Source organism: Herminiimonas sp., assembly GCF_030655415.1.
Window position 1 is genome coordinate 765051 of the sequence record NZ_JAURVN010000014.1, and the last position, 14033, is coordinate 779083.

1 protein-coding gene (only partly in view) is annotated in these 14033 nt (G+C 53.9%); it reads right to left on the minus strand.

Going from position 1 to position 14033, the window contains the following annotated elements:
• Nucleotides 1–13987 carry the start of a DUF4347 domain-containing protein gene (locus tag Q7T66_RS12765; protein ID WP_304933690.1) on the minus strand. The gene continues 17177 nt to the left of window position 1, outside the view, so the window shows 13987 of its 31164 coding nt (coding positions 1–13987); it begins with the start codon at nucleotides 13985–13987; the stop codon falls past the left edge of the window.
• Between the last annotated feature and the right edge of the window lie 46 nt (nucleotides 13988–14033).

The following is a 14033-nucleotide window of genomic DNA, read 5'->3' on the forward strand; positions in this document are numbered from 1 at the left end:
CGATGTAGGCCTTGACCGTATTGGTGATTTTATTTTCAGAGAATGCAACACCTAGTGCAGCGCCAACACCAACTGTGCCGCCACCGACTGCGAGGCTCAAACCGCCAGCGTCAGCTGTGATGCCTGAAGTATCACTGGCTTTCAGGCTAATCGCGCCAAGCGCGCCCGTACCCGTGGTCGTCGTGACTTTCGCGCCATTTTGAATCGATGCCGTTACGGTGTTGCCTATCGTGTTGCCAGAACCAGCACCTGCAGCACCGACACCCACACCTGCACCACCTCCACCGCCAACTGCGGTTGCTCCACCTATCGACATCGCCTTGATCGTCGAATTGGAGATTGCACTTAGCGACAGATCGTTGCCAGTAACGTTGACGACGGAATTGTCTATATAAGCTTGAATGGTGTTGTTGATTTCATTGGTGGCTGCCGAAATGCCAACCGCCACGCCGACACCCGCACCGCCGCCTGCACCGACTGCGATACCGATACCGCCACCATTCGCAGTGACTTTTGAGGTATCGCTTGCGCTCAAGGTCATCGCACCTTTTGCCGACACAGTTTTCTTCTTGTTGATGTCGGTATCGCTGTCGTTACTATCTTTGATGTAAGCCGAGATCGTGTTGTCGATATCGTTGTCTGAACCAGCGCCTGCTGCTGCGACACCCACACCTGCACCACCACCGGCACCGACCGCGACTGAACCACCGATCGAGATGGCGTTGATGGTTGCATTTGACAATGCGGTAAGATCCAGAGCGCCTGCCGAGCTTACTTTTGCGTTATCGATTGCTGCGGTGATCGTATTGCCTATTTTGTTATCCGCCACGGCAACACCGAGTGAAACACCGACGCCTGCGCCACCACCCCCGCCCACTGCAATACCAAGTCCACCAGCATTGGCCGTGATGATCGACTCATCTTTTGCACTTAAAGCGATCTTGCCGCTAGTGACGGTCGAAACCACCGCGCTGTTGCGGATTGCTGCCGTCACGACATTACCTATCGTATTGCCTGAACCGGCACCTGCCGCGCTCGCGCCAACACCCGCACCGCCACCGCCGCCGACGCCGAGCGAACCACCGATGGACAATGCTTCTATCGTTGCGCTCGCGGTTGCGCTCAAGGTCAAATCATCCGTTGTCACAGTGACGACGGAATTGTCGATATAAGACTGAATCGTATTGTTGATAGCATTGGTTGCTGCCGATACACCTACCGCCACACCAACGCCTGCTCCGCCGCCACCTGTCAAGGCAATCGCTACACCACCGCCATTGGCAACGATGTGCGATGTATCACTCGCCGTCAAACTCATCGCGCCTTGCGAAGTGACCGACTTCGTACCGTTGCTGGCAGAAATGGTTGCCGAAATCGTGCTGTCGATATCGTTGTCTGAGCCTGCGCCTGCACCGGCTACACCGACACCGCCACCGCCACCGCCACCCGCAGCTACTGCGCCACCGATAGAAAGCGCTTTAATCGTCGAAGTCGAGGTCGCCGACAGCGTCAATGCGCCCGCCGACGTCACGCTCGAGCTATCGATCATGGCTGTGATTTCATTGCCAATCTTGTTGTTTGCTGCCGCCACGCCCATCGACACGCCAACACCGCCACCACCACCGCCGGCAATCGCAATACCGACACCGCCGGCATTTGCCAAAATTTCGGAAAAGTCGCTTGCGGTCAGCTCTATCGCGCCGCTAGTCACGGTTTTAACATCGCTGCCATTTTGAATTCGTGCGCGCGCCTTGTTGGATACCGTATTGCCGGAACCCGCACCGGCCAGACCGACACCCACACCACCACCGCCACCACCAGAACCTGCAATCGCGCCACCGATAGTCAGGGCTGCGATCGAAGCTGTTTCTGTTGCGGTCAATAAAATGCCACTGGAGCTTGCCGTCACTGTTGAACCGTCGATGTATGCATCAACTGTATTAGTGATCTTGTTGGTCGCAGCCGAAATGCCGATCGCCACGCCTGCACCGCCACCAACACCGCCCTGGATCGCGACACCGACACCGCCAGCATCCGCCGTGATCGATGAATCATCGCTTGCCGTCAGCGTGATGCCGCCGGTTGCACGCAAACCTTTTTCGACACCGTTAGCACCAGTAGTTGTCAGGCTGTTGCTGACATATGCCGCAACCGTATTCTTAATTGTGTTGTTGGAACCGGCACCCGCTGCTGCAACTGCCGCGCCACCGCCTCCTCCAGCCGATACTGCAACCGCGCCACCGATACTCAGCGATTCGATGACCGAAGTTTGGCTGGCCGACAGCAATACTGCCCCTGCGGCTGTCACCAATGAATTATCAACATACGCTTTGACGTTGTTTTCAATATTATTGTCTGCTGCGGCAACGCCGAGCGAGACCCCTGCGCCGCCACCACCTCCAGCAGAAATACCGATACCCAGACCACCAGCATTAGCTGTGATGTGCGAAGTATCGGAGGCCAGTAATTTGATTGCACCGCTGGTGCTGGTCGTCACTGTGCTGCCATTGGTAATAGATACCAACGCGTTGTTTTTGATTTTGTTACCCGAACCCGCGCCCGCTGCGCCCACACCGGCGCCACCGCCGCCACCGCCGGAAACACCGACCGCGCCGCCGATAGTCAGCGCCCGGATCGTTGCGTTTTCAGTTGCTGTCAGCACGATGTCATTACCTGTGACGGTAACGTCTGCACTGTGGATATACGCTTCTGTCGTGTCAGCGATATCGTTGGTCGCCATCGATATACCGACAGAACCACCCGCACCGCCACCACCGAACGAACCTGCAAACGCTAATGCGCCTGCTCCAGCCTTGATGTCCGCTTCGTCGATTGCTGTAATCGTCAATGAACCTGCGGCCGTGATGCCTTTGCCATTTGCGGTCAGGCTGTTTTTGATGAAACTGGAAATCGTGTTTTTGACTTTATTTCCGGAACCAGCACCTGCACCTGAACCTGCGAATCCACCGCCACCAGTGCTGGCAGCAACTGCAACGCCTATTGTCAATGCTTCAACAGTTGCTTGTTCTTTTGCGCTCAGTGCGATGCCGCCACCAGCGTTGATTTTGCCGTTCTCTACATAGCCGCTTACCGTGTTTTCAATCACATTGGATGCAACTGAAACGCCCGCCGCGATGCCAGCACCGCCTTCTTTGGCGATGGCAATTCCAACGCCACCTGCCAGTACGCGGATGGTCGATGTGTCTGCTGCATGAATCGACACGCTATCGGCTGCCGTACCAGTAGTCGTAATACTTGCTGCATTCAGAATGTAGGCTTCGCTGGTATTGCGAATGCGATTGATCGATACCGCACCGCCGAGAGCAAACGTGCCTGCCGCTGCGCCTGCGATTGTGATGTTGTTGATGACGCCGCTATAGCTTGAACCGATTTCGAGTGAGCCAGCGCTGATGCTGCCAAGAATGTCTTCTATCGATGCACGCACGACATTGTTATTGGTCGTGGTTGGATGGTTAGGATCACCACCTAAATAGTTGTATGCAATCGATGCGCCAATTGCACCCGACGCACCAGATGCGCCTATGCCGGAAATCGCAATCGCACCAGCCAGTGAACTGATGGTTGAGTTGTCCGAAGCCAGCACACTCAGTTTGTTGCCAGCCTTGATCGTTTGTGATGCACCGATGTTGGAAATTTTTGCGATGACGCTATTGCGCACCCAGTTCAACGCAACAGAACCTGCGCCTGCAATTGTGTCTGAACCGCCGCCACTGACAGCCATTGCTGCGATCTGTACATCAAGACCGACCGGCAGTGAACTCGGTTTGGCAAACGTTGCTTCTACCAAAATATTACCGGTGTGCGCTTCGACCGAAGCATTGTCAATCACAGCAGTAACGCTGTCTTGAATACTGTTGACCGCAAACGCAAAACCCACACCGAATTTGCCGCCGATTGCAGCCGAAATATTACCGGCCAATGTTGCAATCGATGCAGTGTCTTTCGCGGTGACTGAGATATTGTTGGATGCGTAAACTGTGGATGCAACAGCAGCAGTACCGCCCTGGATACTTGCACCGACTGTGTTGTTGATCAAGTTGATCGCGAACGAGCCGCCGATTGCATTACCGCCACCAGTCGCCGCCGCACCGCCGATAACGACGTTGATGATGCGTGCTGATTCTTCTGCACTGACCACAACGTCACCCGCTGTTGCTGTTACTTTAGCGCCGGCGATTTGTGCAGTTACATGATTCTTGATGTCGTTGACGCCGACCGATGCGTTAACTGCGCTGCTCTTGCCGAGTGCGATACCCAGTGAACCGGTACCTGTATTAACTTGCGAAATATCACGTGCCATTACGGTGATGTCGCCACTACCTGCTTTTACTTCACGCTCGACACCTGCAACGCTACCCGTGTTGGAAATATAGGCAGACACATTCATGCGCACGAAGTTGAGCGACACTGCGCCTGCGCCAGCCGTATTTTGACCGCCCGCACCTGCCACCGTAACGCTAGTGAGTTGCGCACCGATAGTTGATGGCAACGCAATCGCGATGCCGGCTGCATTGACCTGGCTTTTCTTGACCACAAAACTGTGATCGGTACCGCTACCTTTTGAAGTTAGCGTAATCGCTTTGGCATCCGTCGCAGTTGCATCCGCATAACTCGATGCGAGACGCACGTGCGTTGCATCGACCTTGATGACGTAATAAGTTTCACCATCGATCAGGCCACCAATTGCGGTGTTAGCAGTAACGCCTTTGCGATAAACAAAGGCATCGCCGGTATTCAAGCCATGAGCTGCGGCGAACGAAACCGTATCGCTAAAGGTAGTGGAAACTTTGATTGCAGACGAGGCGAACACTTTAGCAACCGGCGGAGTCGCCGTTGCCAGAACTTGCGTCAAGACGTGAGCAGTGCCGCTACCTTTACCAGTCAAATCGACAGCAACACCAGCAACAGCATTCGCTTTGGTAGTCGCCAATTTGATCGTGTCAGCATCAACCACGATTACATAATAAGAATTGCTGCCAGCAACCAGACCGACGATATCGCTACCTGTGCCATGGCTATATTGAACTTCATCGCCTGCGGCGAAACCGTGCGCGGTCGATGTGATCTTGTCGGTACTGGTATTAACAGCCGATGTTGGATCGATGGTCTTGACGATAGGTGTCGCTGCAGTTGCAACAAATTTGATCAAGCTATGGCTGGTGCCAGTGCCTGCTGCAGTCAATGCAATCGCCTTGTTATCCAGCGCATTTTCTTGCGAGGTAGCGAGCTTGACCGTATTCGCATCGACCACGATGACGTAATACTTGGTACCGCCTACCAGACCGGTAACATCAGTCCCTGTGCCATGGCTATAGACGACAATATCGCCGGTTTGATAACCGTGCGGTGCAGTTAAGCTAATCGTACCGTCGGTCGTGGTGACGACAGTAGACGGATTAATATTTTTAATACCAGCCAACAGCGGGCTCGACTCCAAGGTTTTGCTTGGATCATCGAAACCAGCAAGTATCGTGACCGAACCGTCAGCGGCTACTGCAGAGCTGTCAATATAAGCGGTGACGCCTGCGGCAGTCGCCGTATCGCTCCCAGCAACGGTCACTGATTTCGAACCGTTGGCATCGCTGCCAGCTGGCGCATCAGCGATGGAGATCAAATTAGGATCGGCAATGCTGTTAGCCGAGCCAACAAAGTTATACGACAGTACTGCGCCTATCGCCGAACCGTTGGTGGAAACGCCAATTGCAAGTGATGCGGAATACAAGCTTGCTGATTCACTCGCGACAACAGTCACGTCGCCGTCTGCAATAATCGTAGAACCATTATTGATGTGTGCATCGATCTGGTTAGCGATCGAGTTGATCATCAATGCTCCTGCACCGCTGGTACCTTGACCACCACCGCCAGCAGCACCAATTCCAACCAGCAGTGCATTCGATTTCGCGGTGACGCTAACTGAACCGGCCGAGCTGTCAACGGTCGAGCTGTTGATGTAAGCGGTGATACCGTTACTGACACGGTTCCAGCCGATCGCCACGCCGACACCTTTTTCGGTGGTCGAAATACCGACCGCACCCGCCAGCGACACGAGCGTCGATTTGTCTTGTGCGCTGACAGCAACTGTACCTGCTGTGTAGATTTCTGAATTCTTGATGTGTGCGTCGATGCCATCAACGATTGTGTTGATACCGATCGAACCGGCGACTGCCGTTTTTTCCGAGCCAGCACCACCAATGGCAAAGGACATGATGGTCGCTTCTTCGCTAGCCGTAACTTTGGCATCCGTAGTCGCGTACAGGATCGAATCTTCAATCGCAGCAGTCACATCGTTGCCGATGATATTGACACCTGCAGCAACACCGAATGCCTTGCTGCGACCGAGCGCAAAGCCGCCCGAAAATGCATAGATTGCGGAAGCATCCGCTGCTGAAACAGTGATCTCGCCACTCGAACCTGATGCCGATTCACTGTTCAGGATTTTTGCAGAGACGGAGTTGTCGATTATATTGGCCGAAACCGTACCAGCAACCGCCGTACCAGTCGCACCGCCACCACCAGTTGCAATACCGAGCGAAGCAGAGACAGTGACGATCATCGCATCAGAATCTGCTGTCACGCGATAGCCGCCCGACTTGGTCAGATTTGCGTGATCAACCGTAGAGGAAATATCGTTAGTCAGGACATTCACGCCCAGACTGACGCCATAACCACCTTTGCCACCGAATGCAGCAGCGCCGGCAACACTAATGATGTTGTTATCGTCGTGTGCATCGACCGAAGTCAGACCCAGCACCGAGCCGCCGACGTGACCAAACTTGGAATTTGTTTTGTTATCAGTGACATTGACGCCAACCGAACCTGCGATCGCTTTGCCACCACTACCAGAAGCGCCACCGACACCGGCTGCCATCGCAACGATCCAACCGGTACGTGCGGCTTCTATGCTGACCGTATCAGCGGTCAGTGTAGTAACGTAATCAAGGAAGGCTTCGTTGTAACCGCCAAAGAAATTGAAGCCAAACGCGCCAGCCATCGCTTTCGCATCTTTGCCCGGGGTCGAAGGCTTGGCCACCGACGCTGCGCCGGCCAGCGATGCAACGATCGTGTTGTCGAGTGAATCAATCTTCAGATCGTCAACCGTCAAGATACCCAAACGATGCACGTAAGCGCGCGTGTTGTCGTAGACGATGTTGACAGTAACAGCGCCAGAATCTGCGGAGCTACCTTTGGATTCAGCTGGTTCCTTGGTCGCTTCTTTGACTTCGGCCGGCGCTTTATTCATCTCCGCCAGCACCGCTTTCATCTTGTCTTGCCAACTGGTCAGATCAGCCTGACTTTGAGCAGAACCATCCGCGCCTTGCGTACCGCCGGTGCCTGGATTGGAAGCAGGTGGTGTTGCGGCGGGCGGATTGGTTGGATTGCTGGATGCTTTTGCACCAGCAATTGCCATACTGGCGACCACGCCGGTATTTTTGGCATTAACGCTAACGTCGCCGTTGGCCACGAATGAACCAGTGCCCGCGACGTTATCACCGAGCAAACTACCGATGACAGCTTGGGTATTGCGCTGAAGCACGTTGACGCTAAACGAGACACCAGTACCACTGCTTTCACCCGATGCGACTGCACCTGCGACAGCAAATACATAAGAACGGTCAAGTGCGCTAACGTAAGCAACGGCATCCGGCGAGGCCGCCATGCCAAGCTTGTGATTACCAAGCGTGATGAATGCATCGTTACCAACTTGCGCCAAAGTGTCATTGAGGACCGCGTTTGCAATACCAACGCCGTTTGCACCCGATGCGCCACCTTTGGAACCAGAACCACCAAGTACTGCTGTCACTACGTCATTTTGCGCGGTTACAGCAAGGCTATCGCCATACAGACGGACGCCGTCTTCAACCACTGCTTTGACCGCGTTATCGAATACATACACACCAAATGCGGCACCAACACCGCTACCACCGGACGCAGGCGACAATCCACCACCTGGCTTCGAGATACTGTTCTTGAGCGACCATTCTTTTTCAGTCGAACCGTTGATGCCTGGCGTCTTAAGGTTGCCGACCAGATTGATCAGATGTTGAACGCTTTGCGCGTTGACTTTCACATCCTGCAAACCACCTCGGAAGTTATCGAGGTTGGTGATGCCATTGGCATCCTGATTGATCTGCGCGCCGCTCTTGATACTGGCTGACGCATCATGGTTCAGCACCATCGCGGTGAACGAACCGGCTTTAGTCGCAACTTGGCCCTCAGCCGTGGAGTTGCTCCACGAATCGACCAGATTATCGTCCAAACCAAGGTTGTCGTTGAGGTAACCGGTCAAGTTTGTAACAAAGTTTGTCGCTACCGATTTGGCTGGCGAACCGACGTCTTCCCACAGTGCATTGTCGGTGAAATCAGTTTTACTCAAATCGACCGGCAAACCAGGAACTAGCACACCGCGATACTTGTACCAGCTACCAACATCACCACCGGCGGCATGTCCAGTTGCGACTTCAACTGTGTCGCCGTTAGCGACTTCGGTCGGGCCATCCGTACTTTTATAGTCAGGCGTCATTGCGCCGGTAGCGAAGGGCTGCTCAAGATTTTTTCCCCAAGCTGTATCAGGATCGATTTGATTGAGGGTCTTGGCATCAACCGTCAACGTGCCCATCGCGTCTACTTTTGCATTGCCATTGATGTCAGCATGCGCAATGTTGTTATAGACCCCGACTGAAATGGCGATTGCCACGCCGTTTTGAGCAACAGAACCTTTGGTCTCATCCTTGGTCGCTTCATTTTCGACGGAGCTGGAGGACGTGATGTCTGGACGGCTTTCTACTTTTGCCAGAACAGAGATCGTGCCGTTTGCTTCAACATCGGAAGCATTCACTGTGACGCCGTCACCTATGCGTGCGATCGCTTCGTTAGTGTCGATTGCGACTGCGACCGCTGCGCCTACATCCCACTTATTGGTGGAAGGTGTTTCCTTGAATAATCCGCCAATCAGTGGAATGCCCGTTGCCTTGGCTTTCGCTTTGGTTTTCGCAGATTCCAGCGCGCCTTTTTGCAGGCCCATCTTCTCAGCCGCTGAAGTACCTAAATTACCCGCTTTCGAGTACAAAGATTTCTCAGCATCGTCTAGTAAACTACCAGTGGAATCGATACCGACGTTGGCAGATGCCCTGACACCACTCACCGAGCCTGGAATCTGTCTGAACAGCTGCGCCTGCGATACGTCTGCCTGTTTGGTGGAAGCAGAGACCGTGATGTTCAGTCCCGCATCGGCCTTGCCATCCAGATAGGCGTGCGTTTTGCCGTTTTCTACACCAACCACGAATGCCATGGCCAGCTTGCCGTCTTTTGGCGAATTGCCTTCGCCGAGAGTACGCGTGCGATCTATCGTTTCGGCATTAATATAAATGCTGCCGCCGCTGGTCAAGCTGGAGGTGCTTGTTGCGTGTGCGGTGGATTCCGAATTAACGATACTGATTGCAATCGCGATACTGGCCGCTGCGATTGAGCTCGGACGTGAGACGACATTAATCGTGTTATCGGCATTCGATTGCAATGTGATCGAACCGGTCGCGTTGATCGTACCGTCCACAGTCACAGTGGCAGTGGTGTTGACGATACCGACAGCAACACCCAGGCCGAAGCCTTTCGGGTTCGGTGCGGAGATGGCTTTTGCCGTGGCGAGCGCAACGAAATTACCTTTGGCGGTGATCACGCTAGTGCCATCAATACTAATCGTCGCACGCGAAGTGGAAATGGCGACGCCGGCGATCAACGCCAGGCTTTCCATACCTGCCAATGCGCCTTGCGCTGCACTTGTCAGCTTGCCGCCTATGCCTGAATCACCGTAGGAAATGTCATAGCGTTGTGCCGCTGCAGTGGCGGTGATCGTGACGTTGCCGCCAGTGATATTTGCGCCGACAACGGTAACTGTAGCTTCGTTGAAATCAATATTGGCAAAACCCTGCCCAGTGAAATCTCTCAGCGTGTCTTGCGCAGTGATCGTGATGGCGCCATTGGTGCCTGTACCTGAGCTGATCGCGGTCAAGATACCGTTCAAATTAATATGCGCGGCGGTTATCGAAATACTGCCGGCGTTGGTCGTGCTATTGGTGTTGATCGTTTTGCCGTTAAGGTTGAACGTGTCATATTCAAACGACAGGTTGGCACCGCCGGAAACGATGTTTTCGGTAAGGTTACCTGCACCGCCTTTGAAAACAACCTCGGCGGTGGTCGCGCCTGTCAATTGCAGCCAATTCAAATCAGCGGAATCGATGTCGCCTGCGCCCAGCATGTAAACCTTGTCGGCACCCGCTGTCGTGTTCACCGAAACTTTGTCAGTACCCGTCAAACCTGCAACATCTATATAGAAGACGTCATTGCCTGTACCGCCAGTCAGAATATCCTTGCCACCATTGCTGTAGAAGGTAACGCCACCTGAAAAACCAGCTGCGTTAATCGTATCGACCTTGGTGCCACCTTTGAGGACGGCTTTCTGGATATCGGTAAGGGTATCGTCACCTTCGCCAACAACCTTGAACGAGTTGGTGGTCAAAGTCATCGTATTACCGGTCGCGCCGGATGCGCGCTCTTCGATCAATGTATTAACGCCAAGGCCACCATTGATCTTGTCTGCACCCGCACCGCCGGTCAGGAAATCATTGCCTGACGTACCTGTCAACACGTCGTCGCCTGTACCACCATCCAGCGTCACATAACCGGCTGCAATCAGAGCAGTTGTATACGTAGCACCGGCTTGAGTACCGCCAAGCAGGCCAAGATTAGTTGCAGCGGTTGATGCACCTGAGTTCTGCACGTCTACCAAGCCGCCAGTTGCAGAGCTTGAAGTGATAATTATTTTGTCGCCGGTTGCATTCAATGTCGCAGTCAGCGTTGCATCGGCAGCATGAATCGCGTCAAACAAATCCTGTACAGTTTCCGCCGCTTTCAGATCGATGGTCACCCATGTGCCGAGGCGGTTGCGAATGCTAATTGCGAGCGTATTGTCAGTTGCACTGACGCCAGCGCCGTTATTCAAGAACGACAAAGGCGTATCCAACGAAATCCCAGTAAACGCCGTGGCATTGATGATGTTGGCGCCAATGCCACCTGTCAGCGTCGCACGCTCGATACCAGAAACTGTGCTGACGACGCCACCGACTGTCAACGACGTGTTGGTGAGCGTCATGTTGGCATCGCGAATTTCCACGATGGTGTCTATGCCTTTGCCACCGATGTAATGATTCAAACCCGCATTGCCCGTAAGCGTATCGTCGCCGATGCCGCCATCCAGCGTGTCATTGCCAGCGCCGCCGATCAAGACGTCGTCACCATAACCGCCATATATTTCGACATCGCCGGTGAACGCGGAAGCATCCATCAAGTTGTTGCTGATGCCCCCAGACAGTTTGGCGCGCGCAATGTTAGTCAAGCTCGAACGCTTGACTTCACCGAGCGTAGTTTGCGTGACGACGATAGCACCGCTGCCGACCATCGCCGGCGAAACCAGCAAGGCGGCGACGTTCATTCCAGCCAGATTATTGGTGAAGGAGACCGTCCAGCCGGTTGCCGTGGCACTCACTTCCACATCGCTATCGCCGATATTGCCGAGGCTGATCAATGCGCCGCGCACTTCTTCGGCAGTGGCATTCCACGCGATGTTCTTGGTGGTTTGTCCGTCGAAGGTCAACGTGAATGTGCCACCGGTAATCGTGCCGGTACGGGTGATTGTTTGTACTGAAGAAGAGCCCTGACTCATGTCGAGCGCGGTATCGGTCAGAACAAAGCGCACATCGGCTGCTTCGACCAGGGTATTGATTCCGCCGACGCCACCGTCGATGACATCGACGCCACCACCACCGGTAACTGTGTCGTCGCCTGCACCGCCAGTGATCGTATCGTTACCGAAACCACCAATCAAAAAGTTGGCGTACTGACCGCCGGTAATCGTGTCATTACCAAAACCGCCATCCAGCGTGACCGTGATTTGTGACGCGGCGGACACTGCCAACGCACTCATGATGTTGGCGCTATCGCCGCCAGTGATCGATATCTTGCTGATGCCACTGAAGTCATCAGTTGTGGTCGTGCCGCCGACAGTGGTCTCCAGCGTACCAGTGTGCAAAGTTGCCGCAGTAACGACAAAGTTTGCGTCGGATGCTTCGACCAGCGTATCGACGCCGCCGCCGCCAACAATCGTGTCCGCGCCCGCACCACCGGTCAGCAAGTTGTCTAGCGTATCGCCGGTCAAGGTGTCCGCATAAGCTGAACCGACGATGTTATTGAAATTGCTGATTGCAGTGAAACCGGTCGCAGTACCTGTCGACAAATCGACCGTTACGCCCGCGGTGTATGCGGAATAATTGATCGTGTCGGCCGCGGTACCACCGGTCAGAGTCTGGAATTTTTCAAACGCAGTGCCATTCACAGAACCTGCCGCAACACCTGTAATAGCCCAGGTATTTACCTTGTTTGCACCAACCATTGTGTTGCTGCCGGTGGCAGAACCAACGATTCTATCGATGCTCGCAAAGCTCATCAGGTTGTTGACTTTCAACGTCTGCATGTTGACGTTGATGTCTAACGGAACCAGAGAAAAATCGAGCGTGGTTGTGCCGTCAAGCGTACCGGTTACGGTACCGGTCAATGCACCGATAAAAATAAAGTTGTTCTTGCCCAGACCACCGAGAATATTTTCAATTCCTTCGGCATGCAAAGTACTAACAGTCGTCGGTAATGCCGCGAATGCAGAAGCGCTAGTATTGGTCGGCAGCAAAATGCCCCATACATCAACGCTGCCATCCAGATTGATACGGAATGTCAGGTCGCTTGTAACGAGAGAAAAATCCAGCGTGTCTTTGAAGAGCGCATCGGTCGCTTCAAAAACGGTGTCATGACCCCAGTTGTCCGAGAATTGATAAGTGTCATTACCTGTTTTCCCCGACATCAAATCATCGTTCAAGGTACCGACCAAGACGTCGTCGGTGAGCTCGGCACCACTCAACACATCCAGTGTGTAAGCGTAAGCATCGATCGTATAAGTCGTGGCTTCAATATGGCCCGTTGCATACTCCAGCGCCCAATTGCCACCAAGCTCCGTGTTACCTGTAGCGTCAGTTGAAGCAGCCACATCGGCGCCAGTCAAACGCGCCAGACTCTGCACAAAATTGACGCCGTAATTGCCCTGCGCAACATCGCAACCGTACAACACGATATCGCCGCCGGCACGCAATGCATCGCCCCACGAACCTATGCTGGATTTGTATTGATCGAGGTTGCTGCTATCGAGTTCGGCATTGCCGAGATTCAGCGTGCCGCTGCTGCCGTGCGACAGAATTTGAACTGCGTCCAGATCCTTGTACGAATTGAGGATGGAGCTGATTTGATCGACGCCGTTGAAACGTGAATCGAGCACGATGATATCCGTGTCACCACGATGAATGACTTGCAGTTGCGCACCCAACGACGGCGAATCCGCAGACGGATTTTGGCTATCCGCATTCGGATTGGTCGTGTCGTTTTCGCCTGCAGGCATTGCGTTCAGCAAGCCATCCAGCAAATTGCCTACGTGCGGAATCGATGAATCAACAATCACAACCTGGCTCGCGGCAGGACGCGATTCCATGTACTTGGCAAAATCCGATAACGCGATTTGCGTACCCGGCAGCGCGTTTGCAACATCGGCATTTGCAAGTGCGGCGGTGGTATCGGCAGGATTCGAAGATGGCGTCGCGCTACCAAGAACCGGATTGGTAAGCGAGGCATCAGCGGGAGGAGCATCAGCCGGCAAAGTCAGCTTGATTTGACCGGGCTCATTGATCAGCAATGGCGCTTCAAGGACAGCTTGCTGCACTGGCGGCGGTGGCACAACCAATTCCGCAGAAAGCAAAAAACGCTGTTCGAGTGCTTCGAACAGCGTTTTGCGACGTGCGCTAGGTCTTGGTGCTCCTGAGCGACGTATTGATTTTGCGATACGTCCGCCTAGTGAAGCCAGTTTTTTCGAAGCCATGGTAGTTCCAGTATGTTCTGTACTCTTTGCTGCATTGCAGGCCGTT